The sequence below is a fragment of the Pseudomonas sp. NPDC077649 genome, from assembly GCF_044542855.1.
GTDB lineage: Bacteria > Pseudomonadota > Gammaproteobacteria > Pseudomonadales > Pseudomonadaceae > Aquipseudomonas.
The window spans coordinates 11,542-33,211 of record NZ_JBITVF010000011.1 but is presented as its reverse complement, the minus strand read 5'-3'; the positions used below and the strand labels follow the sequence as shown (position 1 = coordinate 33,211).

Sequence of the window (21,670 nt, the reverse complement as noted above, 5' to 3'; positions counted from 1 at the left end):
CTCGGCCCCTCGACGGGTAATTTAACGGGTCAGTGCCTTACAGGAGCTTGTTAACAGTCACCACCAAGCCTGGCCCTGAAACCCCAAATCAGCTTCCGCCTCGACCAAGAATGGAGCGGAGCCTGCCTGTTGGAATGTTCGTGTGGCCGATGGCGGCGCTGTCGATCATTCAGCCCGCAGGTTATAGAGAGCCAAATCCTCGCTCTTGATCTCGTATGCAGGTACCAGTCGATAGTGCTTCTCTTCCATGACCTTGACCTCACCGTCCTGCACAGCGAGCTCGAACATTGCGATCCGGTCGTCACTCATGAACTGCGCAGAGACAGCGCGGCACACCAAGTCGGGAAACTTCGCTTTGCATAAGGCAATGTCTTGATGGGTCTGGACAACTCCGTGCTTGTCCGAACCGCCTTTGGCTTGGACAGGGACAACGAACTGGCGGCCGTGGCGGTCGAGGCCGACGTAGACTTCGTCAATTTCGAGCTGGCCGATACCCTTTAGATTGGTGCGCAGGTGGTTTTGTAGCGAGTAGGCAGTGACACCCAAGAAAATGTCAATTAGGCGGTTATAGCGCACCTTGGCAAGCAAGGCTTGCTCGTCAGTGAGAGCGTAGGCGGCGATGATCTCAGGCGTGGCGTCCGGCACCTTAATCGTGATCAGGTGCTCGTTTGGGACGATGCGGCTCAGCTTCGCTAGGCGGAAGCGGTAGAGGGCTTGGCCACTACCTTCAATAATCCACTCCAACCCCTCTTCTGCAGTCTCAAGGATGCGCTGCGGTAGATCGTAGCGATATCGAAATGAGTAGATCAGATCTCCGAGATTCTTCGGGAGAGCAATCTTTAGCTCTGCTGCCACCTCGACGATCTCCTCCCGGGCGAACTGGAATTCTCGTGCGCCTGAGGTGTAGTGGGAGAAGAAGATATTCTCGATGATTGCAGCGTAGCGGTTTGGTTTTCGAACCGTTTTGTCATCAGGCATTGGCTACTTCCATGAGCGGTTCTTTCTCTGCCGTCTTGCGGGTGCGCTGAGCAATGGTGTCATGAGGCACATCAAAGTACCGAGCTGCCCTGCTCATATCTAGATTCAGAAGCTCCGTATTGCCCGACAGCAGAGTCTCCGATGGCTTGCTCGGCACGATGCCAAGCGCCCGAATGACTGAGCTGGCAATGGCGCGACCAAGCAGCGGGGGAACACTATTTCCGATCTGGCGGAAGCCGTGCCACTTTGTGGTGTGAAAGCGGAACCAGTCGGGAAACGAGTGTAGGCGAGCGGCCTCGCGCACGGTTATTACACGGGGCAGGTGGGGATGGATAGGCCGCGGCGATGTGAAGGCGCCGCGCGCACTGTCAGTGCCTGCGCGCAGGGTGTTGCACAAGCCATCGAGCGGCAGCTTTCGGAAGCGGCTGACTGGCTCGGTTTTGCCCGGTTCGGTCGCCAGGAATCGCTCTTGTGATAAGGGGGTATGCTCGGTGCGCAAACTGGAAGTGAGCAGATCGCGCGCGAAATGACGTTCGTAGCCGAAGTCGTGCGGGTCAACTTCGAGCCGGCGCAAGCGACGTGCGTAGGAGGCCTTAGTTTCCCAGGCAGCACGCACTTCGTCGCTGTAACGTAGTTCGTCGAATTCGTTCGCATCGGGCAGATCAGCAATGGCTTCGGCGACAGTTGTCCTCTTAGTTAAAGGCTCGGGATACGCTGCCGGAGTGAGGCCGCGGCGAGTGCCAATCAGGAACAAGCGCTTGCGGTCCTGCGGGACGCCGTAGTCTGCGGCATTGAGTACTTTGTAAGGCAGCGTGACCTCATACCCCGCGTCGCTGAGAGCTGCGATCAGCTCCTTGAGAAAGCCTGCATGCTTGCCGAGAGTGAGCCCTTTGACATTCTCGAAGACACAATACTTGGGCTGCAGCTCTGCGACGATGCGTACATAGTGGAAAACGAGTTGGTTTCTAGGATCATCCAGAGCGCGCTTACCGATCAAGGAAAAGCCCTGGCAAGGGGCGCCACCGAAGACCACATCGACGTCACGATCACCTAGACCTGCCCGCAGACGGATCTCATCACCACTGATATCGGTGACGCTGGCACAGATCGTAGTGCAGCGAGGGAAGTTGAATTCGTGCGTGGCGCAATGGACGGGATCGATTTCAACCGCTGCCGCGATGTCGAAACCCGCTTGCTCGAAGCCCAGCGACAGGCCTCCGGCACCTGCAAAGAGGTCGATACCTATCGGGCGGGAATTACTCGCTTTGGATGAACTCATTTAACCTATTCGCCAACTTTTCGATGTCTTTCAGTTCGCACTGCCATACGGTGAGCACTTGCCAACCGTCGGCCTCGAGCGAAGCGATGTTTTCCCGGTCACGCTCGCGATTCCGGTCGATCTTGGTCTGCCAGAACTCGACGCGAGACTTGGGAAGGCGGCCATACTGGCAGCCGGAGTGACCATGCCAGAAGCAGCCGTTCACGAAAATGACCTTCTTTCGCCTGGGGAAAACTAGGTCGGGGCTGCCCGGCAGGTGCTTAGGGTGCAGACGATACCGGTAACCCATAGCGAAGGCCAAGCGCCTTACGACGAGCTCGGGCCCGGTATTCTTCGAACCAACCCGGCTCATCAGCCAGCTACGGCGTTCGGGGGTGAGCCTGTCCATGTGGCTTGCTTCATTGGACGCTGCAAGGGATGTATCAACCATCCGCCTTTGCGTTGGTTTTCGAAAGGGACACCAGATCAAATCAGCCTAGCCTTTGAGGGAAAGCAGAGCGATCCGTCCTGAGGTGCAGTGGACGCTGATTTGTTATTGCTTCTGTAGCAGCGCGTGGGGTTCTACGCCGAGAGCACCAGCGAGCCTCTCGATGCTGTAGAGCGTGGCGTTCTTTTCACTCCGCTCCAGCATTCCCACATAGGTTCTATGCACGCCTGCGCGCTCGGCTAGCTCTTCTTGCGAGAGGCCTAGTTCTATGCGTCTACGTTTCACATTTGCTGCGAAGACGGCGACTAGGGGGCACTGGTCGGGTTGGATTGGCATCCGGCCAATCTCGTTCGTTGCATACTAAGATTCGACAGACTAGAGTTAGCATTTCCTGGGCTGGGTGCCCGAAAAGTCAACTGAACAAGGGAAGTGCTGATGTACAAAATCGCTGCGCTCGCTGTTTCCTCGATGCTACTTGCATCGGTCGCTCAGGCCGAGGTTAAGGAGGATTGCAGCGCGAAAATGAACGGGGAAATCAGGTGCGAATTCACCAATGCCGGCCAGAAAAAGGACAGCATGTGTGTTGTGGTGGAGGTCGTCCGGCTGTATGACGCCGATGTTTATAGCCGTACCAGTCTCGGGGGAAAGGGGGCTGCATTGAGTTCTGACAAAATCTGTTCGGGACTGGTCGAACCTCAGGATGTGAGGGAACGTGCCCCCTCTGCGTCGTGGTCGGTGAACGGCATCTCGATGACGCCAATGGAGTTCTGTGACTCGGACAATCCCTGGTTTAAGGCGCCTCAAAACTGCTCGATGAGGACCACCGCAGTTCCGAACTGATTACCGAGGTTGCGGCGCGGATGCCGTTTTGCCAGTATCCGGCCGCGCATTTTGATAAAGAGGCTGGAGGCCCTATGAAATTCCCACGAGCGTTCGGAGCAATCATCCTTGGGGTTGGTTTCTTGAGCGGCTGCGTAATTGCCCCGACTGATGCTGACAAAAGCCCAGTTGCAGCGCAGTTCGTCCTGAACGAGTCTGCAAGTGATCTCTATTACCGGCTGACAGCTCCGACCGTTGACGACCCAGCGTGTAGCAACGTCTATCGCAATGCGTTTTACCAAGACCGTGGGGAGTTCCGTATTTACTACGGCGCCGACGTCGCGTCCGTGGCCGGTGGATCGCAGGTCATGATGAATGCCGTCTATGCCAAGCAAACCAGCGAGGGCACCGAGGTGGTTGTCCGGGACACTCAATTCGGTCTGGCTCACGAGCGGTTCACCCGCAAGCTGGTCAACTTCATCAAGACCGGCAATTGCTCGTAACGCGGACTTCTTTCAACTCAATCCACTCCAATCGATCTGGCTTGCTGATGGATGGTTAGAGTGCGTGAGCCCTACCCCAAGGTGAGGGAAGGGGTGATCGCTTCACCTACGAGTTCCTGAGGGGCTTTACGGCCCCTCTCATTCTTAATCCACTGCACAAGCTCTTCGTAAAGCTCTCGGCCTGCTCTGCTGGCGCTGTGACTGGCGTAATCCGGGGCACCTCCCAACTTGCGCTGAGTGAGTAGGTACTCTTTGTTGATGTAGCTCGCCCAAGCGCCGGGTGTGGTGATCGGCTGCAAGTCGATGGCTTTGTTTACGTAGCGCTGGCGATAGCCCCGGATTGGGTTGAGAGTCTGAGCCACCAAGCTTGGCCTAGTTGGTTCCGGCGCCAGCACAGCCCGGATGCGCTCCTCAGTCAAACCATCCGGGATGCAGGCGATGCCATGTAAATGAAGCGGGTGACTCCCATTACTGGCACTGTTCGAGAATTCGAGGATGAAGGCGATGTCCCCAATACCAAGCTTCCGCTTGAGTAGAGCGGCCAGGTAAGCAGCCGGCCCCGCTGTTGCTGCAAGAGCCTTCTCAGCGACCTCATGACCAAGCCTGAAGGTAACGATGCGAGCGCCGGGCTGCCTCGCTACTCCAAGCTGTGTGAATGCTCGCTTAACCTCTGGTGAAAGCCTCCGTTGCCAATCGCTCAGAGTGATTCCTGATGTGTATTCCAGAGCTAGCTTGGTAGGTACATGGAGCTTCTTTAGGGTAGTGATATCAGGGTTAGAGGTATCCAATTGCCCTAATACTGCTACGTGTCGTTGGTAGCCATTGTGGAAGCTGGCTAGAGCCCCCACCATTCCTGGCGTCAACGCTCGTTGAGTGCGAGCCGTCACTCGATGTTTTTTTAGAAAATGTCCGCGAGTAGTGGGGCGGCGTTGATTGCTGTTTTTCATCGTCAGGCTCGATCTTGCCGGAGTACCGGATTTTCAAAAAATGCGGGCGCTCATTGCAGCCAGTGGGTTGACTTCATTTGTCTGGTTCTAAGACTTTGACACCTTGGGTAGTCATCATATGATCAAGCCGATGTCAGCTTTCGATGACAATAATGTCTTCACTGTCAGAGCGAAGCGCCTTTCTCCCCGCGATCCAATGCAGGGCTTCTAACTCCTCTTTGACGGCCTCTTCGTCGCCATTCAACTCCGCTTCTTCAAGTCGTTGCTGAGCCCGCATTTCTTCTACGTCCATGCCCGACATGATGTGAATCTGAAGCTCCGGCAGTTCCTCAACCGATTGCGCCTGCTCTAGCTTGTCCAACGGCAAGGCACGGCGGCCCACATCCTGCGTCAGCTTGAGCGCGGTAGCGCTGGCAGCAAGCGATCTGAAGACAATCGGACTATCTGGTTCGAGCACATCCAGCGCGTTGGACAGCTTCCGCCTGATCTGCCGCGCTATCGCAAGGTCATCCAGCACCAGCGAAGCAGCAGTCTGCTGAATCCTCTCCAGCGAAAATGCTGAGGCCAGCATCTCTTCCCGGGCCTTCTCAATCAGAGCCTGAGTCGTAGCGCCAGCAACCGCCTTGTGCTTCTTCAGCAGGCGTTGCACTGTGCTGAGGCTGATCCCTAGGCGGTCGGCAATAGTTGGCAGCGTGTACCCGGCCTCGCGCATTATCACTGCCTGAGCGCCTTGATCTGGGGTGGTTTGTTTACCAGTCATGTGATCATTGCTCCTCAACCGCGGGCTTGCTGGCGCAGGCTCGTTTCACTGCCGCAACTGAAATGCCGAACTCGGCTGCTGTCTCTTGAATCGTTGCCTGATTAGCCGCGCGCCAGTTTGCAACAGCTTGATCGTCGATCCTCTTAGGGGCGCCCAACTTCTTCCCTTGCGCCCTAGCGCGCTCGATGCCAGCCATTTGCCGGGCTTTGATGTTGGAACGCTCCAGTTCCGCGACAGCTACCAGCATTGTCAGCATGGCTTTTCCGATTGAGGTGGACAGGTCAAAGCCCTCTCGCATCGAAACGACGGCGACGCCTTTGGCTTTGAGAGCTTCCACTGTTTCGAGTACGTCGATGGTGTCTCGGCCAAGGCGATCAATTGCACCGACAACTACGGTATCCCCCTTGCGGGCGAACTTCAGCAGTGCTGCGAAACCTTCTCGCTGTGCAGCCTTGGTTGCCCCGCTGGTGGCCTCATCAACAAACCACTCTTGCACGTTGTAGCGCTCTGCAATGCTGTGGCGCTGTGCGGCCGTGGACTGGCCATCTGCTGAAACACGAAGGTAGGCGAGAGTGGCGGTCATGGCGTTGGGTCTATGGCTCTTAATGTTGGCTCAAATTATCTGGTATAGCTCAGAATAAATCAACAGTTATGAGCCACTCGCAAGGCCAATGATTGCGTTGCGCCGAGTGAGCGAAATGTCTGGCTCAGAGCCTACACCTTCCGAGCCACTGACCGAGATGGAGGCATCCTGCTTTACCGAGCATCACGCTTCTTGCCCGTGATCCTATCCTCCAGTCGCGCTAGTGATGCCGCTGTCGCGAAGTAGGCTTTTCCGGCCGGACTCGATGAATCAAAGCCTTCTAGCGACACTACACTTGCGCCCTTCTTTCGCAATGCTTGCAGGGACTCAAACAATTCACGATTACAAGAACCTAGGCACATGATCGAAGCAACGATTACGATGTCGCCCCTTTTGGCTAGCTTGCATAGCTTTGCAAAGCCGGGCAGCCCGACTGTAGAGCCGCTAAGCCCTACATCTTGAAACCAATACTCAACGTGATGCGCTTGGGCGATATCATGGCGCTGAGCGCCTTCGCTTGCGAGGTCGCTGGCAACACGGACATAGGCAAGAGTTTTCACAGCAGCGCTCCATGTGCGACAGCGCTGACGGCCGGCTTGCCAGAAATGCGATCCTCCACCCATTTCTCAATGGCAAGCGAATCCCATCCTACAGCCCTAGGTCCAAGGCGTACCGATTTCGGGAATCGCCCTTGATTCATGAGGCTATAGATGTGGGCGCGCTTGAACCCTGTAAGGTGTTCAACGCCTGGAAGGCGGAGGATTCGCCGATTTAACAAGCCTGCGGGCGCGAGGTGGGCGTGAGTGGGAACAGAGAGTTGCATTGCTTACTTCCTTGGCGCCGAGTAGCGCGGTGTGGACTGAGGAAGCCATTCAAGCCGCCAGCACCAGGGAAGTCATTTCAACTGCAATTTTCTCTATTGCATTTGCAATTACTGCTTTTTTGCGTCTGACATTGCAGTGTTGGCGTCCGCGAAGATTTTCTTAAGGTTGCTGTCGCCCAAACCTCGCAGCTCGGAACCTGATTTCTTGCCATACCGATCGTCAATTTCGCTGATGATTGAATCCTGGTTGTAAACCGGTCGCCCCTTCTCCGTCAGCAGCTCAAGCAAGGCGGCAATTGTTAGAAGGTGCGATGGCTTCGGGGGCCTCAGGGGAGGGACTATCCCACCGATTATCCGCGCCAGCTCTACCACCTCTGAGGTCTTGAAAACCGGATGGCAGCGGTCTTGAGGGATTGTCGCGACCCATTCAACGCCCTTGTAGCACTCAGCTTCTGCCCGTTCGATTTGACGCACCTCACCGAAGATGTAGAGCTGTATTTCGCTTGCCCCTTCCGCCTCAATCAAAGCTCTAGGATTGAGAATCTGACCTTTGCCGACGCCAAAGACAGTGCCGAACCAATTGCCCTCCTCGTCGATCAGGGCTTCAGGGCATTCTCCCTTCAACCTGTCGACGCTTAGGTATACGGCGCAGTGACCGGCATCGCACTGACTCAGCAAATCCTGCTTCGAGAGCTGAATGCCGGTCTCATTCGCCAACCAAAGCAGCGCTTGCTCCAAAGTGAGCCATTGTAAACTGACCAAATCTGCTCGCACGCCGCGCTACCTTATTCAATGACCATGTGTGGGGAAGCGAAGGCTACTGCATTTGCTATGGAGCGTTCGAACCCACTGCATAGGCCGCCCAGTCGGCCATCAAGCCCCGACGCTTCTCAAGAAAATCTGTGCGCGAGTAAGCACCTTCAGTCTGGTCTCGCTCATCGTGCGCCAACGCCATCTCGCAGATTTCGCGAGGATAGCTGGTTCGCTCAGCAGCCCAATCGCGGAAAGTTGAACGGAAGCCATGCCTAGTGATGTCAGCATGGTTCATACCATGCAGAAGGTTCCGGACGGCATTGGCATGCATCACCCCACTCCTACCACGACCAGGGAAGAGATAAGGGCTGTCCTCAACGCGTGGAATCTTGCTCAACAGCTCAATTACCGGATCAGCCAAAGGGATAACAAATTCCTTCCGCATCTTCATGCGCTCGGCAGAGAGCAACCACGTGCGCGCTGCAAAATCAAATTCATCCCAGCGAGCTTGCCCCACCATGCGGGCACGCGCGCCAGTCAGGATCAGAAGCCGGGTAGCGAACGAGGGCAACGTTTCATGCATTTGAAGCTCAGCCATCAGAGCCGGCAGCGCCTGCCACCTCATGGCGGCAAAGTGCGTACGCTTTCTTGCCTCTTTCTTGGCGTCTCTCGATAGCAGATTGTCCAAGTGCCCGCGCCAGCGAGCCGGATTCTCGCCTTCGCGCAATCCGCGAGCCTTAGCAGCATCTAGAACTTGCTCAATCTGCCCTCTGACCTCGTCAGCCGTGCGCGGCTTGGAATGCCAGATGGGTTTAAGCACTCCAACGACCTGCTCAGTCGCAATCTCACTTGCCGGCAAGCTGCCGATGCTGGGGAACGCGAAACGCTCCATCTTGGAGAGCCACCCCTTACGCCACTTCTCCGACCAGCCCCCACCGTGAGCCTTGATGTAATCGCCGACAAGTTTTTCGAAGGTGGCTGTCTTGGCGGCGCTGGCGCGCTGAGCTTCCCGCTCAGCCTCTCGCTCCAGGTCCCGCTCACGCAAAGGGTCCATTCCGTGTGCGATCTGCTTTCGCGCATCAGCGGCCTTCATGCGAGCGCTTTGCAGGCTGACATCAGGGAATGAACCTAAGCCCATGTCCCGGAGTTTCCCACCTGAGCGATACCGAAAAATCCATCCACCACCACCCGCTGGAGTAATCCTGAAATACAGGCCTTGGCCATCGTTGGTCATACCCGGCTTGCGCTCTTTGAGCAGCTTGTTAATACCCACAACCGTCAGCTTCGTCACACCAACCTCCACCCAGCCCATACCTCAGCCCATACAAAAAGCCACAGCTTCTGATGGGCATTCCTGGCAATCAGTGGACAAATACTAGGCTCAATCCCTTGAAATTCCTATGATTGGCAGATCAACACCATTACTCAGCAGATTATCATGGAGCACAAAAAAGCCGGCATCGCGCCGGCTTTTTTATTGCGCGCCCGTCGCTACTTCAGCAGGCGCCAGGCGAAGGGATAGCGGTAAGCCTGGCCTTCGTTGGCCTTGATCCCGGCGATGATGGTCAGCACCAGCGCGGCGATGCCCAGCAGCACCAGCAGCGGGAAACCGATCACCACCACCATCAGGATGAAGCAGACCACCGCCGCCAGCGCCACACTGATCTGAAAGTTCAGCGCCTCCTTGCCCTGGGCGTCGACGAAGGGATCGAGGTCCTTCTTGATCTGCCAGACGATCAGCGGGCCGAGCAGGTTGCCGAAGGGGAACACCAGGCCGAAAAAGGCGGCGAAGTGGCAGAACATCGCCCACTGACGGGCTTCCTGGCTGGGCGTCGGGATCGGGGTTTGCGCGTCGTCGCTCATGGTGGTGCTCCTTGCTCGGGGAAAAGGTCAGTCGGCCAGCGCCGCCTGCTGCAATTCGAACAGCTCGTTCATGCCCTTCTGCGCCAGCGCCAGCATGGCGTTGAACTCGTGCGGCTGGAACGGCGCGCCTTCGGCGGTGCCCTGCACCTCGATGAAGCCGCCGGCATTGGTCATCACCACGTTGAGGTCGGTCTCGGCGGCGGAGTCTTCCAGGTAGTCCAGATCGAGCACCGGCTCGCCCTGGTAAATGCCCACCGACACCGCGGCGATCATCTGCTTGAGCGGCTCGCCCTTGAGTGCGCCGCGCTTCTTCAGCACCTTCAGCGCGTCGATCAGGGCGACCATGGCGCCGGTGATCGAGGCGGTGCGGGTGCCGCCGTCAGCCTGGATCACGTCGCAGTCGACGTACAGGGTGTTCTCGCCCAGCTTGCTCATGTCCAGCGCGGCGCGCAGCGAACGGCCGATCAGCCGCTGGATCTCCAGGGTGCGCCCGCCCTGCTTGCCGCGGCTGGCTTCGCGCTGGTTACGCTCGCCGGTGGCGCGCGGCAGCATGCCGTACTCGGCGGTCAGCCAGCCCTGGCCCTGTCCCTTGAGGAAACGCGGCACGCCGGACTCGACGCTGACCGTGCAGATCACCTTGGTGTCGCCGAACTCCACCAGTACCGAACCCTCGGCGTGCTTGGTGTAGTTGCGGGTGATGCGAATCGAGCGCAACTGATCGGCGGCGCGGCCACTGGGACGTTTCATCGGGACAATACCTACTTCTTGAGTGAAATCTGCCCGCATTATAGGGGCCCGGCGGCACAGGCGACATGCCGAATTGGGTAGGGCCGACGCACTGCGCTACAATCGCCCGCCTTTCGAGCCGACTTTCCGAGAGGTACCCCATGGTTCACAGCATGACGGCCTTCGCCCGCTGCGAGCAGGCAACCGCGCACGGCACCCTGAGCTGGGAGCTGCGCTCGGTCAACCACCGTTACCTGGAACCGCACCTGCGCCTGCCGGACGCCTTCCGCGACCTCGAAGGCGCGGTGCGCGAAGCCCTGCGCCAGAGCCTGTCGCGCGGCAAGGTGGAATGCACCCTACGCTTCGCCGAGGACAATGCCGGCAAGCCGCTGCAGGTCGACGGCGAGCGCGCCCGCCAACTGATCGCCGCCGCCGAGCAGGTCGCCGCGCTGATCCAGCAACCGGCGCCGCTCAACCCGCTGGAAGTGCTGGGCTGGCCCGGCGTGCTGGTGGCCGACGCCGCCGACCCGCAGACGCTGAATGCCGCCGCCCTGGCGCTGTTCGACCAGGCGCTGGGCGAGCTCAAGGCCGGCCGCGCCCGCGAAGGTGCCGAGCTGGCCAAGCTATTGGGTGAGCGTCTGGACGCCATCCTCGCCGAGGTCGCCGCACTGCGCGAGCTGGTGCCGCAGATGCTCGCCGCTCAGCGCGCCAAGATCGAGACCCGTTTCGCCGAACTGCAGGCCGAGCTCGACCCGCAGCGCCTGGAGCAGGAGCTGGTGCTGCTGGCACAGAAGAGCGACGTCGCCGAGGAGCTGGATCGCCTGAGCACCCACGTCAGTGAGGTGCGCCGGGTGCTCAAGGCCGGCGGCGCCGCCGGCCGGCGACTGGATTTCCTCATGCAGGAACTCAACCGCGAGGCCAACACCCTCGGTTCCAAGGCCTTCGATACGCGCAGCACCCAGGCCGCGGTCAATTTGAAAGTCCTGATCGAGCAGATGCGCGAACAGGTACAGAACATCGAGTAAGCCGCTGCTAGGCTTCGCATAACGTTTTCCGGGAAGCATCCATGACCGTCACCACCGGCATTCTCTATATCGTTTCCGCGCCCTCCGGCGCCGGCAAGACCAGCCTGGTCAAGGCGCTGATCGACAGCGAGGCGCAGATTCGCGTGTCGGTGTCGCACACCACCCGCGCCATGCGTCCGGGCGAGGTGGACGGGGTCAACTACCACTTCGTCGACCACGCCCAGTTCAACGCCATGCTCGAGCGCAGCGAGTTCCTCGAGCATGCCCAGGTCTTCGACAACCTCTACGGCACCTCGCAGCGCTGGGTCGAGCAGACCCTGGCCGCGGGCTTCGACCTGATCCTGGAAATCGACTGGCAGGGCGCGCAGCAGGTGCGCCGGCTGATGCCGCAGTCGAAATCCATCTTCATCCTGCCGCCGACCCAGGAAGCGCTGCGCCACCGCCTGACCAACCGCGGCCAGGACAGCGGCGAGATCATCGAGCGGCGCATGCGCGAGGCGGTCAGCGAGATGAGCCACTACGTCGAGTACGACTACCTGGTGATCAACGACGATTTCGCCCACGCCCTGAGCGACCTCAAGGCGATTTTCCGCAGCAACCAGTTGCGCCAGGAAACTCAGCAGCAGCGCCACGCCGGTCTGCTCAGCGAGTTGCTGGCCTGACCCGGCGCGCGCCGCCTGACGGTGGCGCCGCAGAAAATCAGCGCTTCCATTGTCGCTGGTGATTTTTTAGACTATTCAGTCCGCTCGCCCGCTCGGGCCAAGCCTATCCGCACAAGTTACGAGGAACACCATGGCTCGCGTTACCGTCGAAGATTGCCTGGACAACGTTGATAACCGCTTCGAACTGGTCATGCTCGCGACCAAGCGTTCGCGCCAGCTGGCCACCGGCGGCAAAGAGCCGAAAGTGGCCTGGGAAAACGACAAGCCCACCGTCGTCGCCCTGCGCGAAATCGCCGCCGGCCTGGTGGACTACGAAGTGGTCGCCCAGGAAGACATCGTCGAAGAAGAACCGCTGTTCGCCGCCTTCGAGGAAGAGGCCAACGAGCCTCTGTAAGCCGATGAAGCCGGGTCGAAGTCGCACGGCGCAGAGCCACGGCTGCCAACGGGGGAACCTCCCATGGCTGGCATAGACGCTCTCGCCGACCGACTTTCGGCCTACCTCGGCCACGACCAGGTCAACCTGGTCCGCCGCGCCTACTTCTACGCCGAACAGGCGCACGATGGCCAGCGCCGCCGCAGCGGCGAAGCCTACGTGACCCACCCGCTGGCCGTGGCCAGCATCCTCGCCGACATGCACATGGACCATCAGAGCCTGATGGCCGCCATGCTGCACGACGTCATCGAAGACACCGGCATCGCCAAGGAAGCGCTCAACGCGCAGTTCGGCGAGACCGTGGCCGAACTGGTCGACGGGGTCAGCAAGCTGACCCAGATGAACTTCGAGACCAAGGCCGAGGCGCAGGCCGAGAACTTCCAGAAGATGGCCATGGCCATGGCCCGCGACATCCGCGTGATCCTGGTCAAGCTCGCCGACCGCCTGCACAACATGCGCACCCTCGATGCCATGCCGCACGAGAAGAGCCGACGCATCGCCAAGGAAACCCTGGAAATCTACGCGCCCATCGCCAACCGCCTGGGCATGCACGCCATGCGCGTGGAGTTCGAGGATCTGGGCTTCAAGGCCATGCACCCGATGCGCTCCGAGCGCATCCGCGCCGCCGTGCGCCGCGCTCGGGGCAACCGCAAGGAAATCGTCAACAAGATCGAGGAGTCGATCAAGGCCTGCCTGCAGCGCGAAGGCATGGAGGGCGAGGTGCTCGGCCGCGAGAAGCACCTCTACAGCATCTACCAGAAGATGCGCGGCAAGCGCCGGGCGTTCAACGAGATCATGGACGTCTACGCCTTCCGCATCATCGTCGACAAGGTCGACACCTGCTACCGCGTGCTCGGCGCCGTGCACAACCTGTACAAGCCCCTGCCCGGCCGCTTCAAGGACTACATCGCGATTCCCAAGGCCAACGGCTACCAGTCGCTGCACACCACGCTGTTCGGCATGCACGGCGTGCCCATCGAGATCCAGATCCGCACCCGCGAGATGGAGGAGATGGCCAACAACGGCATCGCCGCGCACTGGCTGTACAAGTCCAACGAGGACGAAACGCCCAAGGGCAACCACGCCCGGGCACGGCAGTGGGTCAAGGGCGTGCTGGAGCTGCAGCAGCGCGCCGGCAACTCGCTGGAATTTATCGAGAGCGTGAAGATCGACCTGTTCCCCGACGAGGTCTACGTGTTCACGCCCAAGGGCCGCATCATGGAGCTGCCGAAAGGCTCCACCGCGGTCGACTTCGCCTACGCGGTGCACACCGACGTCGGCAACACCTGCATCGCCTGCCGCATCAACCGCCGCCTGGCGCCGCTGTCGCAGGCGCTGGAGAGCGGCTCGACGGTGGAAATCGTCACCGCACCGGGCGCGCGGCCCAACCCGGCCTGGCTCAACTTCGTGGTCACCGGCAAGGCGCGCACCCATATCCGCCACGCCCTCAAGCAGCAGCGCCGCTCGGAATCCATCAGCCTCGGCGAGCGCCTGCTGAACAAGGTGCTGGCCAGCTTCGACACGCACCTGGAGAAGATCGCCCCCGAGCGGGTGCAGGCCGTGCTCGGCGAGTACCGCCAGGACGTCATCGAGGACCTGCTCGAAGACATCGGCCTGGGCAACCGCATGGCCTACGTGGTGGCCCGCCGCCTGCTGGCCGAAAGTGGCGACGAGACCCTGCCGAGCAGCGAGGGGCCGCTGGCCATTCGCGGCACCGAGGGCCTGGTGCTGAGCTACGCCAAATGCTGCACACCTATCCCAGGCGACCCCATCGTCGGCCACCTGTCGGCCGGCAAGGGCATGGTGGTGCACATGGAAAGCTGCCGCAACATCGTCGATATCCGCCACAACCCGGAGAAATGCATCCAGCTCAACTGGGCCAAGGATGTCACCGGCGAGTTCAACGTCGAACTGCGCGTCGAGCTGGAGCACCAGCGCGGCCTGATCGCCCTGTTGGCCAGCAGCGTCAACGCCGCCGACGGCAACATCGAGAAGATCAGCATGGACGAACGCGACGGCCGCATCAGCGTGGTGCAACTGGTGGTCAGCGTGCATGACCGCGTGCACCTGGCCCGGGTGATCAAGAAGCTGCGCGCGATCAAGGGCGTGATGCGTATCACCCGGGTGCGCGCCTAGCGCCAGCGACAAATTTCAAGCTGCAAGCGACAAGCACCAGCCGGTTTCTTGAGCCTGCCATTTGCAGCCTGTAGCCTGACAGCCGCCTTTACTTGCAGCTCGAGGCCCATGGCTTGAAGCTGCCTTTTCCAAGGAGCGATTCATGAGCAAGACCGTCATCACCAGCGACAAGGCCCCGGCCGCCATCGGCACCTACTCCCAGGCGATCAAGGCCGGCAACACCCTCTACATGTCCGGACAGATCCCGCTGGACCCGGTCAGCATGGAGCTGGTCGAAGGCTTCGAAGCGCAGACCGTGCAGGTGTTCGAGAACCTCAAGGCGGTGGCCGAAGCCGCCGGCGGCTCGTTCAAGGACATCGTCAAGCTGAACATCTTCCTCACCGACCTCTCCCACTTCGCCAAGGTCAACGAAGTCATGGGCCGCTACTTCGAGCAGCCCTACCCGGCCCGCGCCGCCATCGGCGTGGCCGCCCTGCCGCGCGGCGCGCAGGTGGAAATGGACGCTATTCTGGTTCTCGAGTAAGTCCTGCGGCGGGGCCCGCTGCCCCGCCCTCTCTTCCCGCCCGGCATGGAGACCGCCATGCGCCTGCTTTCCCTGCTGCTGTGCAGCGCCCTGCTGGTCGGCTGCGCCGGCACCCCGAGCAACGACCCGAGCGGCACCTGGATCAACCAGGCGGCCATCGACGCCGCGCGCGAAAGCGGCCGCCTGCGCGAGGCGCTGCTGGCCTACGGGCCGAACCTGGAGTGGCAGATCGACCCCGAGCGCCAGCAGGCCAGCTACAGCAACGGTTTCGAACTGGCCGAAGGGCGCCTGCAGGCGGCCGGCGACGGGCGCTGGCAGGTGACCTTCTACGGCGACTACCAGGAGCAGCTGAGCCTGCAGGGCGGCCAGCTGACCCAGGTGGCCAGCGGCTACTGGCCGGAGCAGCGCTTCGCCCGCAGTGCCGACCAGAGCAATGGCGCGCCGCTGGGCAGCAGCTTCGAGCAGGCGCTGTACCGCGGCTACCTCGGCGGCGACTGGCTGATCGCCGAGGGCCTGGGCCAGGGCGGCCTGGTGCGTTTCGCCGCCGACGGCCAGGTCCAGGGCCTGCCCGGCGCCGAACGCTTCGCCCTGTGCCTGGCCGGCGACTGCGCGGCCATGAGCGGCGAACACGACAGCCTGTGGCTACAGGCGGGCGACCAGGGCAGCCCCTGGCTGTTCGTCCACGAGGGCGACCAGCTGCGCATCTTCGAGGCGCACAACCGCGCCCAGTTCGACGAAATGCCCGAGTACCAGCCCGGCCCGCAGCGCTGGCTGCTCAAGCGGCGCTGAGCGGCGTCGCGCCGATCCCGCCAAGCTGGCTGCCACGTAGCGCCCGGATGCAACCCGGGACTGTGGCGGCAGGCGATTGCCGGATTGCATCCGCACCAGCCGCCCCCCTTCAGCCCAAAGCACCCAGCAGCAGCCAGCTCCCCAGCGCCAGCAGCAGCGCCCCGCAGCCACGATCCAGCCAGCGCACCCGGCGCTGCAGCCAGCCGCGCCAGCGTCGCCGGCCGAGCAGGCGCACCAGCGCCAGATCCCACAGCCAGACCACCAGGGTCATCCAGGCCATGGCCAGGACCAGCCCCCAGACCGGCATGGCCGCCTCGCGCAGCACGCCGAACAACCCGGCATAGAACAGCGGCAGCTTGGGATTGAGGCTGCTGGCCAACAGCCCTTGGCGCAGCCCGCGCCACCAGCTGCCGGCCGCCGCCTGCTGTCCCAATGGCAGGTTCAGCTCACGCCGCGACAGCAAGGCCTGCAGGCCGAGCCAGGCGAAGTAGGCGCCGCCCAGCGCCTGCAGCACGCGCCAGAAGCCACCGCCCTGCCCCGGCAACAGGCCCAGGGCGAGCGACACCAGCAGCATGCTCAGCAGATTGGCCAGGGCGATACCGGCGGCGCAGCCATCGGCCTGACGCCGGCCGTCGCCGAGGGCGGTGCGAATCAGCAGCAAGAAGTCCGGCCCCGGCGACAGCAGGGCGGCGAAATGGGTGCTGGCCACCAGCACGAACAAGGCAGACATCGAAAGCGACCTCCGGCGAACAGGGCGATCAGTTTCCCGAGGGCTCTGCGCCGGAGTCTTGGAGAAAACTCAGGTCACCGCGCCGCGCCGGAACTGGCCGGGGGTGACGCCGGTAAAACGCTTGAAGGTCCCGGCAAAATGCGCCTGATCGTAGAAGCCCAGGCTCAGCGCCACCGCCAGCGGCGCCTGCTCGCCCAGCAGCAGGCGCTTGGCTTCGCGCACGCGGCGCTGCAGCAGGTAGGTGTGCGGCGGCACGCCATAGGCGCGGCGAAAGGCTTCGATCAGGTGGCGCGGATGGCGCTGCACCAGCCCGGCCAACTGCTCCAGGCTGACCGCCTCGGCATAGTGCGCCTCCAGGTAGTCGCGCACGAAGGCCGTCACCCCGCCGTCGCGCGGCGCCGGGCGCGCCGCGCGCAGGCCGCCATGGCGGACGAACACCAGTTCCAGCACGGCCAGCAGCTCGCTCTCCAGCGCCAGCGCGTCGCCGCGCTCGAACTCCTGCGCCAGACGCGCCAGACCCGCGGCGACCTGACCGTCGTCGGTCGGATTGAGGCTGCGAGAGCCATCGGGCAGGCGCTTGCGCCCGAGCAGCGCCGGCAGCCGCGCCTCCTCGATATAGAGCATGCGGTAGACCAGCCGCGGCGATTCGGCATGGCCGGTGTGCGGCTCCTCGGGATTCATCAGCGACAGGGTGCCGGCCGGCAAGGCGTGGCGCTGACCACGACACTGGTAGCCGCCGACGCCCGCCAGGATGGCGCCGACGGCGAAGGCATCGTGACTGTGACGGCCGAACGCCTGCCCGGAGAAGTCGGCATGGAACAGCTCCACACCCGGCAGCCAGGGCTTGGCCAGCAGGCGATTGGCGTCCATCTAGCGTCCCGCCAGAATCGCCGCATAGCCCTCGCGGTAGCTCGGGTACTGCGGCGCCCAGCCCAGTGCGCGGGCGCGGGCGTTGCTGCAGCGCTTGCTGCCGGCGCGGCGCACGCGCTGCTCGTCGCTCCAGTGGCTGACGCCCAGTTGCCCGCGCAGCCAGGCCACCACCTCGTGCAGCGGCGCCGGCTCGTCGTCGACGCCCAGGTAGCAGTCGGCCAAGGGCGCACCCGCGGCGTCCGCCTGCAGAAGCGTGGCGAACAGCCCCGCTGCATCATCGACATGGATGCGGTTGCCGTACAGCGGCGGCGTCTCGCTGACCCGATAACCGCCGCGCACCTGGCTCAGCAGCCACTCGCGGCCAGGGCCGTAGAGGCCGGTCAGGCGCACCACGCTGGCCGGCAGGCCGCTGCCCAGTGCCAGTTGCTCGGCCTCGCGCATGATCCGCGCCGAATAGCTCTGTGCCGCGGCCGGCGAGTCCTCGTCGACCCACTCGCCCTGCTGCTGCCCGTACACCCCGCTGCTGGAGGCGAACAGGATGCGCCGCGGGCGTTGGCCGTGCTGCGCCAGCCAGGCCAGCACGTGGCGCAGGCCGTCGACATAGGCGGCGCGATAGCCGGCCTCGTCGTGCTGGCTGGCCGCCGCGCAATACACCAGGTAATCCAGCTCGCCCGGCGGCCAGGCCGCCGGGCAGGCGTCTGCGTGCAGATCACCGGCCACCGGCGCGATGGCGGCGGGCAACTGCGCCACCGTACGGCGCAGGCCGTGCACCCGCCAACCGGCTTCGGCCAGGCGCAGGCCGAGCCGGGTGCCGACGTCGCCGCACCCGGCGATCAGCAGGCTGTTGCATGCGGACATGCTTTTCTCCCCGAGATTTGTGCGAAGGCGCAGTGTAGCCCGGTTGGTTCATCTCAATGCAAAGGCTATGCTTGCCGGCAACTTAATGGATAAACACTATGACCCTCACCGAACTGCGCTATATCGTCACCCTCGCCCAGGAACAGCACTTCGGCCGCGCCGCCGAGCGCTGCCACGTCAGCCAGCCGACCCTGTCGGTCGGGGTGAAGAAGCTGGAGGACGAGCTCGGCGTGCTGATCTTCGAGCGCAGCAAGAGCGCGGTACGCCTGACGCCGGTCGGCGAGGGCATCGTCACCCAGGCGCAGAAGGTGCTGGAGCAGGCCCAGGGCATCCGCGAACTGGCCCAGGCCGGCAAGAACCAGCTGGCCGCACCGCTGAAGATCGGCGCCATCTACACCGTCGGCCCCTACCTGTTCCCCCACCTGATTCCGCAGCTGCACCGGGTCGCCCCGGACATGCCGCTGTATATCGAGGAAAACTTCACCCATATCCTGCGCGACAAGCTGCGCACCGGCGAGCTGGACGCCATCATCATCGCCCTGCCGTTCCAGGAAGCCGATGTACTGACCAAGCCGCTGTACGACGAGCCGTTCTACGCCCTGCTGCCAGCCGGCCACCCCTGGGCGGCGATGGACACCATCGACACCAAGCTGCTCAACGACAAGAGCCTGCTGCTGCTCGGCGAGGGCCACTGCTTCCGCGACCAGGTGCTGGAGGCCTGCCCGACCCTGCGCAAGGGCGGCGACGACCACGGCAAGCACACCACGGTGGAATCCAGCTCGCTGGAGACCATCCGCCATATGGTCGCCTCCGGCCTCGGCGTGTCGATCCTGCCGTTCTCCGCGGTGGACAGCCACCACTACGCGCCCGGCGTGATCGAGGTGCGTCCGCTCAGCGCGCCGGTACCCTTCCGCACCGTGGCCATCGCCTGGCGCGCCAGCTTCCCGCGGCCCAACGCCATCGAAGTGCTGGCCGACTCCATCCGCCTCTGCTCGGTCGCCCGCAACCCGCAGGCCAAGAGCGCCTGAGGTCGCAGCATGACCGAGTTGGCGACGGTTTCCATCACCGCGCTCAAGGGCGTGGGTGCGGCCCTGGCCGAGAAGCTGGCCAAGGTCGGCCTGGAAAACCTGCAGGACGTACTGTTCCACCTGCCGCTGCGCTATCAGGATCGCACCCGCATCACCCCCATCGGCGCCCTGCGCCCAGGGCAGGATGCGGTGGTCGAGGGCATCGTCGCCGGCGCCGACGTGGTCATGGGCCGGCGCCGCAGCCTTCTGGTGCGCCTGCAGGACGGCAGCGGCACGCTGAGCCTTCGTTTCTTCCACTTCAGCCAGGCGCAGAAGGAAGGCCTCAAACGCGGCACCGCGCTGCGCTGCTACGGTGAAGTACGCCCCGGCGCCACCGGCCTGGAGATCTACCACCCGGAATACCGCGCGCAGAGCGGCGACGAGCCGGCCCCGGTGGAACAGAGCCTGACGCCCATCTACCCGACCACCGAGGGCCTCACCCAGCAGCGCCTGCGCAGCCTGAGCCAACTGGCCCTGGCCCGCCTCGGCCCGCACAGCCTGCCGGACTGGCTGCCCGACGAGCTGGCCCGCGACTACCGCCTGGCGCCGCTGAGCGATGCCATCCGCTACCTGCACCGGCCACCGCCGGACGCCGATGTCGAGGAACTCGCCGAGGGTCGCCACTGGGCCCAACATCGGCTGGCCTTCGAAGAGCTGCTGACCCACCAGCTGTCGCTGCAACGCCTGCGCGAGCAGGTGCGCGCGCAGCAGGCGCCGGCGCTGCCGCCGGCGAAAAGACTGCCGCAGCAGTACCTCGCCAACCTCGGTTTCGCCCCCACCGGCGCGCAGCAGCGGGTCGGCGCCGAGATCGCCTACGACCTGGCGCAGAGCGAACCCATGCTGCGCCTGGTGCAGGGCGACGTCGGCGCCGGCAAGACGGTGGTCGCCGCCCTGGCCGCGCTGCAGGCGCTGGAGGCCGGCTATCAGGTGGCATTGATGGCGCCGACCGAGATTCTCGCCGAGCAGCACTTTCTCAACTTCAGCAAGTGGCTGGCGCCGCTCGGCCTGGACGTCGCCTGGCTGGCCGGCAAGCTCAAGGGCAAGGCCCGCGCGGCCGCGCTGGAACAGATAGCCGCGGGCTGCCCGATGGTGGTCGGCACCCATGCGCTGTTCCAGGACGAAGTACGGTTCAAGCGCCTGGCGCTGGTGATCATTGACGAGCAGCACCGCTTCGGCGTGCAGCAGCGCCTGGCCCTGCGCCGGAAGGGCATCGACGGCCGGCTCTGCCCGCACCAGCTGATCATGACCGCCACACCCATCCCGCGCACGCTGGCGATGAGCGCCTACGCCGACCTGGACACCTCGATCCTCGACGAGCTGCCGCCGGGGCGCACCCCGGTCAACACCCTGGTGATCGCCGACAGCCGCCGCGACGAGGTGGTCGAGCGCGTGCGCAGTGCCTGCCAGCAGGGGCGCCAGGCCTACTGGGTGTGCACCCTGATCGAGGAATCCGAGGAACTCACCTGCCAGGCCGCCGAGACCAGCTTCGAGGAGCTCTCCAGTGCGCTGGGCGAGCTGCGTGTGGGGTTGATCCACGGGCGCATGAAGCCGGCCGAGAAGGCCGCGGTGATGGACGAATTCAAGCTGGGCCGGCTGCAGCTGCTGGTGGCCACCACGGTGATCGAGGTGGGCGTCGACGTGCCCAATGCCAGCCTGATGATTATCGAAAACCCGGAAAGATTGGGCTTGGCGCAACTGCACCAGCTGCGCGGGCGGGTCGGTCGCGGCAGCGCCGCCAGCCACTGCGTGCTGCTCTACCACGCGCCGCTGTCGCAACTGGGCCGCGAACGCTTGGGCATCATGCGCGAGACCACCGACGGTTTCGTCATCGCCGAGAAGGACCTGGAGCTGCGCGGACCGGGCGAGATGCTCGGCACCCGCCAGACCGGTCTGCTGCAGTTCAAGGTGGCCGACCTGATGCGCGACGCCGACCTGCTGCCGGCCGTGCGCGACGCCGCCGCCGCCTTGCTGGAGCGCTGGCCGCAGCATGTCGCGCCGTTGCTGGAGCGCTGGTTGCGTCACGGCCAACAATACGGTCAAGTGTGAACTGAATCACAGGGCGACCGTCGCCCCGAACCTTCGCACCGATGCCCGCTGGTTATACTCCGGGCACATG

Annotated in this window: 26 protein-coding genes; 10 read left to right on the top strand and 16 right to left on the bottom strand. The window is 62.9% G+C overall.

Annotated features, from left to right (window positions below; genetic code table 11):
* Positions 1 to 165: 165 nt before the first annotated feature.
* From ACIGFL_RS23065 to ACIGFL_RS23050, 4 genes are all read right to left on the bottom strand, one after another.
* Positions 166 to 978, bottom strand: a complete 813-nt coding sequence (locus ACIGFL_RS23065) for an endonuclease (RefSeq protein WP_397498688.1) — start codon at positions 976 to 978, stop codon at positions 166 to 168.
* Positions 971 to 2,257 (bottom strand): DNA cytosine methyltransferase, encoded by a 1,287-nt coding sequence (locus ACIGFL_RS23060; protein ID WP_397498687.1) that lies wholly within the window; start codon positions 2,255 to 2,257, stop codon positions 971 to 973. Before ACIGFL_RS23060 ends, ACIGFL_RS23065 begins: the two co-directional genes overlap by 8 nt.
* Positions 2,235 to 2,645 (bottom strand): very short patch repair endonuclease, encoded by a 411-nt coding sequence (locus tag ACIGFL_RS23055; protein ID WP_397498686.1) that lies wholly within the window; start codon positions 2,643 to 2,645, stop codon positions 2,235 to 2,237. The genes ACIGFL_RS23060 and ACIGFL_RS23055 overlap by 23 nt, the downstream gene beginning before the upstream one ends.
* A gap of 144 nt (positions 2,646 to 2,789) precedes the next feature.
* Positions 2,790 to 3,020: a helix-turn-helix domain-containing protein gene (locus ACIGFL_RS23050; RefSeq protein WP_397498685.1), complete on the bottom strand. Its 231-nt coding sequence runs from the start codon at positions 3,018 to 3,020 to the stop codon at positions 2,790 to 2,792.
* Positions 3,021 to 3,119: 99 nt separating this feature from the next.
* Between ACIGFL_RS23050 and ACIGFL_RS23045 the strand changes: the two genes are divergently transcribed.
* Together ACIGFL_RS23045 and ACIGFL_RS23040 are read left to right on the top strand one after the other, a co-directional pair.
* On the top strand, positions 3,120 to 3,524 hold the full coding sequence (locus ACIGFL_RS23045) for a hypothetical protein (RefSeq protein ID WP_397498684.1): 405 nt from the start codon (positions 3,120 to 3,122) through the stop codon (positions 3,522 to 3,524).
* A gap of 74 nt (positions 3,525 to 3,598) precedes the next feature.
* On the top strand, positions 3,599 to 4,006 hold the full coding sequence (locus tag ACIGFL_RS23040; RefSeq protein WP_397498683.1) for a hypothetical protein: 408 nt from the start codon (positions 3,599 to 3,601) through the stop codon (positions 4,004 to 4,006).
* A 71-nt stretch (positions 4,007 to 4,077) separates the two neighbouring features.
* Here ACIGFL_RS23040 and ACIGFL_RS23035 read toward each other — a convergent pair whose 3' ends face one another.
* The 9 genes from ACIGFL_RS23035 to rph all read right to left on the bottom strand — a co-directional run bounded on the left by ACIGFL_RS23035 (position 4,078) and on the right by rph (position 10,482).
* Positions 4,078 to 4,953 (bottom strand): hypothetical protein, encoded by an 876-nt coding sequence (locus ACIGFL_RS23035; protein WP_397498682.1) that lies wholly within the window; start codon positions 4,951 to 4,953, stop codon positions 4,078 to 4,080.
* 133 nt (positions 4,954 to 5,086) lie between these two features.
* Entirely contained in the window at positions 5,087 to 5,713 is a 627-nt protein-coding gene (locus tag ACIGFL_RS23030) for a helix-turn-helix domain-containing protein (protein WP_397498681.1), read from the bottom strand.
* 4 nt (positions 5,714 to 5,717) lie between these two features.
* Entirely contained in the window at positions 5,718 to 6,296 is a 579-nt protein-coding gene (locus ACIGFL_RS23025) for a recombinase family protein (protein WP_397498680.1), read from the bottom strand.
* Positions 6,297 to 6,469: 173 nt separating this feature from the next.
* The gene (locus tag ACIGFL_RS23020; RefSeq protein ID WP_397498679.1) at positions 6,470 to 6,856 is read right to left on the bottom strand and encodes a recombinase family protein; all 387 of its coding nucleotides are present in this window, start codon (positions 6,854 to 6,856) and stop codon (positions 6,470 to 6,472) included.
* Positions 6,853 to 7,119 carry an AlpA family transcriptional regulator gene (locus ACIGFL_RS23015; protein ID WP_397498678.1) on the bottom strand — a complete coding sequence of 89 codons (267 nt, stop codon included), beginning with the start codon at positions 7,117 to 7,119 and terminating at the stop codon, positions 6,853 to 6,855. The genes ACIGFL_RS23020 and ACIGFL_RS23015 overlap by 4 nt, the downstream gene beginning before the upstream one ends.
* A gap of 108 nt (positions 7,120 to 7,227) precedes the next feature.
* Positions 7,228 to 7,893, bottom strand: a complete 666-nt coding sequence (locus ACIGFL_RS23010; RefSeq protein ID WP_397498677.1) for a hypothetical protein — start codon at positions 7,891 to 7,893, stop codon at positions 7,228 to 7,230.
* A 55-nt stretch (positions 7,894 to 7,948) separates the two neighbouring features.
* On the bottom strand, positions 7,949 to 9,163 hold the full coding sequence (locus tag ACIGFL_RS23005) for a tyrosine-type recombinase/integrase (RefSeq protein WP_397498676.1): 1,215 nt from the start codon (positions 9,161 to 9,163) through the stop codon (positions 7,949 to 7,951).
* 200 nt (positions 9,164 to 9,363) lie between these two features.
* Entirely contained in the window at positions 9,364 to 9,735 is a 372-nt protein-coding gene (locus ACIGFL_RS23000; protein ID WP_122110050.1) for a DUF4870 domain-containing protein, read from the bottom strand.
* 27 nt (positions 9,736 to 9,762) lie between these two features.
* The gene (gene rph / locus ACIGFL_RS22995) at positions 9,763 to 10,482 is read right to left on the bottom strand and encodes a ribonuclease PH (RefSeq protein WP_397498675.1); all 720 of its coding nucleotides are present in this window, start codon (positions 10,480 to 10,482) and stop codon (positions 9,763 to 9,765) included.
* Between the two features lie 140 nt (positions 10,483 to 10,622).
* Here rph and ACIGFL_RS22990 point away from each other — a divergent pair, with 140 nt between their 5' ends.
* The 6 genes from ACIGFL_RS22990 (at position 10,623) to ACIGFL_RS22965 (ending at position 16,029) form a co-directional block, all read left to right on the top strand.
* On the top strand, positions 10,623 to 11,486 hold the full coding sequence (locus ACIGFL_RS22990; RefSeq protein ID WP_397498674.1) for a YicC/YloC family endoribonuclease: 864 nt from the start codon (positions 10,623 to 10,625) through the stop codon (positions 11,484 to 11,486).
* 41 nt (positions 11,487 to 11,527) lie between these two features.
* Positions 11,528 to 12,148: a guanylate kinase gene (gene gmk, locus ACIGFL_RS22985; RefSeq protein ID WP_021446452.1), complete on the top strand. Its 621-nt coding sequence runs from the start codon at positions 11,528 to 11,530 to the stop codon at positions 12,146 to 12,148.
* A gap of 130 nt (positions 12,149 to 12,278) precedes the next feature.
* Positions 12,279 to 12,542: a DNA-directed RNA polymerase subunit omega gene (gene rpoZ, locus ACIGFL_RS22980; protein ID WP_003242550.1), complete on the top strand. Its 264-nt coding sequence runs from the start codon at positions 12,279 to 12,281 to the stop codon at positions 12,540 to 12,542.
* Between the two features lie 63 nt (positions 12,543 to 12,605).
* A complete protein-coding gene (gene spoT / locus ACIGFL_RS22975; protein ID WP_021446453.1) occupies positions 12,606 to 14,717 on the top strand; it encodes a bifunctional GTP diphosphokinase/guanosine-3',5'-bis pyrophosphate 3'-pyrophosphohydrolase in 2,112 nt (703 codons plus the stop codon).
* A 142-nt stretch (positions 14,718 to 14,859) separates the two neighbouring features.
* Positions 14,860 to 15,240 (top strand): RidA family protein, encoded by a 381-nt coding sequence (locus ACIGFL_RS22970; RefSeq protein WP_021446454.1) that lies wholly within the window; start codon positions 14,860 to 14,862, stop codon positions 15,238 to 15,240.
* 57 nt (positions 15,241 to 15,297) lie between these two features.
* Positions 15,298 to 16,029 (top strand): hypothetical protein, encoded by a 732-nt coding sequence (locus ACIGFL_RS22965; protein ID WP_397498673.1) that lies wholly within the window; start codon positions 15,298 to 15,300, stop codon positions 16,027 to 16,029.
* A 109-nt stretch (positions 16,030 to 16,138) separates the two neighbouring features.
* Here the strand turns inward: ACIGFL_RS22965 and ACIGFL_RS22960 are convergent, their stop codons facing one another.
* From ACIGFL_RS22960 to ACIGFL_RS22950, 3 genes are all read right to left on the bottom strand, one after another.
* Entirely contained in the window at positions 16,139 to 16,759 is a 621-nt protein-coding gene (locus ACIGFL_RS22960) for a LysE family translocator (RefSeq protein WP_397498672.1), read from the bottom strand.
* A 69-nt stretch (positions 16,760 to 16,828) separates the two neighbouring features.
* Positions 16,829 to 17,629: an AraC family transcriptional regulator gene (locus ACIGFL_RS22955; protein WP_397498671.1), complete on the bottom strand. Its 801-nt coding sequence runs from the start codon at positions 17,627 to 17,629 to the stop codon at positions 16,829 to 16,831.
* Positions 17,630 to 18,487, bottom strand: coding sequence for an NAD-dependent epimerase/dehydratase family protein (locus ACIGFL_RS22950; protein ID WP_397498670.1), 858 nt, complete (start codon positions 18,485 to 18,487; stop codon positions 17,630 to 17,632).
* A gap of 98 nt (positions 18,488 to 18,585) precedes the next feature.
* On the opposite strand from ACIGFL_RS22950, the gene ACIGFL_RS22945 reads away from it, so the two are divergent.
* Both ACIGFL_RS22945 and recG read left to right on the top strand, forming a co-directional pair.
* Complete coding sequence (locus ACIGFL_RS22945; RefSeq protein WP_021444296.1) at positions 18,586 to 19,515, top strand: hydrogen peroxide-inducible genes activator; 930 nt, start codon at positions 18,586 to 18,588, stop codon at positions 19,513 to 19,515.
* 9 nt (positions 19,516 to 19,524) lie between these two features.
* A complete protein-coding gene (gene recG, locus ACIGFL_RS22940; RefSeq protein WP_397498669.1) occupies positions 19,525 to 21,600 on the top strand; it encodes an ATP-dependent DNA helicase RecG in 2,076 nt (691 codons plus the stop codon).
* The last annotated feature ends 70 nt before the right edge of the window (positions 21,601 to 21,670 follow it).

Excerpts from the sequence above, each read along its gene's own strand:
- ACIGFL_RS23065 (WP_397498688.1), bottom strand. The coding sequence starts at position 978 with ATGCCTGATGACAAAACGGTTCGAAAACCAAACCGCTACGCTGCAATC.
- ACIGFL_RS23060 (WP_397498687.1), bottom strand. The coding sequence starts at position 2,257 with ATGAGTTCATCCAAAGCGAGTAATTCCCGCCCGATAGGTATCGACCTC.
- ACIGFL_RS23055 (WP_397498686.1), bottom strand. The coding sequence starts at position 2,645 with ATGGACAGGCTCACCCCCGAACGCCGTAGCTGGCTGATGAGCCGGGTT.
- ACIGFL_RS23050 (WP_397498685.1), bottom strand. The coding sequence starts at position 3,020 with ATGCCAATCCAACCCGACCAGTGCCCCCTAGTCGCCGTCTTCGCAGCA.
- ACIGFL_RS23045 (WP_397498684.1), top strand. The coding sequence starts at position 3,120 with ATGTACAAAATCGCTGCGCTCGCTGTTTCCTCGATGCTACTTGCATCG.
- ACIGFL_RS23040 (WP_397498683.1), top strand. The coding sequence starts at position 3,599 with ATGAAATTCCCACGAGCGTTCGGAGCAATCATCCTTGGGGTTGGTTTC.
- ACIGFL_RS23035 (WP_397498682.1), bottom strand. The coding sequence starts at position 4,953 with ATGAAAAACAGCAATCAACGCCGCCCCACTACTCGCGGACATTTTCTA.
- ACIGFL_RS23030 (WP_397498681.1), bottom strand. The coding sequence starts at position 5,713 with ATGACTGGTAAACAAACCACCCCAGATCAAGGCGCTCAGGCAGTGATA.
- ACIGFL_RS23025 (WP_397498680.1), bottom strand. The coding sequence starts at position 6,296 with ATGACCGCCACTCTCGCCTACCTTCGTGTTTCAGCAGATGGCCAGTCC.
- ACIGFL_RS23015 (WP_397498678.1), bottom strand. The coding sequence starts at position 7,119 with ATGCAACTCTCTGTTCCCACTCACGCCCACCTCGCGCCCGCAGGCTTG.
- ACIGFL_RS23000 (WP_122110050.1), bottom strand. The coding sequence starts at position 9,735 with ATGAGCGACGACGCGCAAACCCCGATCCCGACGCCCAGCCAGGAAGCC.
- rph (WP_397498675.1), bottom strand. The coding sequence starts at position 10,482 with ATGAAACGTCCCAGTGGCCGCGCCGCCGATCAGTTGCGCTCGATTCGC.
- ACIGFL_RS22990 (WP_397498674.1), top strand. The coding sequence starts at position 10,623 with ATGGTTCACAGCATGACGGCCTTCGCCCGCTGCGAGCAGGCAACCGCG.
- gmk (WP_021446452.1), top strand. The coding sequence starts at position 11,528 with ATGACCGTCACCACCGGCATTCTCTATATCGTTTCCGCGCCCTCCGGC.
- rpoZ (WP_003242550.1), top strand. The coding sequence starts at position 12,279 with ATGGCTCGCGTTACCGTCGAAGATTGCCTGGACAACGTTGATAACCGC.
- spoT (WP_021446453.1), top strand. The coding sequence starts at position 12,606 with ATGGCTGGCATAGACGCTCTCGCCGACCGACTTTCGGCCTACCTCGGC.
- ACIGFL_RS22970 (WP_021446454.1), top strand. The coding sequence starts at position 14,860 with ATGAGCAAGACCGTCATCACCAGCGACAAGGCCCCGGCCGCCATCGGC.
- ACIGFL_RS22965 (WP_397498673.1), top strand. The coding sequence starts at position 15,298 with ATGCGCCTGCTTTCCCTGCTGCTGTGCAGCGCCCTGCTGGTCGGCTGC.
- ACIGFL_RS22960 (WP_397498672.1), bottom strand. The coding sequence starts at position 16,759 with ATGTCTGCCTTGTTCGTGCTGGTGGCCAGCACCCATTTCGCCGCCCTG.
- ACIGFL_RS22955 (WP_397498671.1), bottom strand. The coding sequence starts at position 17,629 with ATGGACGCCAATCGCCTGCTGGCCAAGCCCTGGCTGCCGGGTGTGGAG.
- ACIGFL_RS22950 (WP_397498670.1), bottom strand. The coding sequence starts at position 18,487 with ATGTCCGCATGCAACAGCCTGCTGATCGCCGGGTGCGGCGACGTCGGC.
- ACIGFL_RS22945 (WP_021444296.1), top strand. The coding sequence starts at position 18,586 with ATGACCCTCACCGAACTGCGCTATATCGTCACCCTCGCCCAGGAACAG.
- recG (WP_397498669.1), top strand. The coding sequence starts at position 19,525 with ATGACCGAGTTGGCGACGGTTTCCATCACCGCGCTCAAGGGCGTGGGT.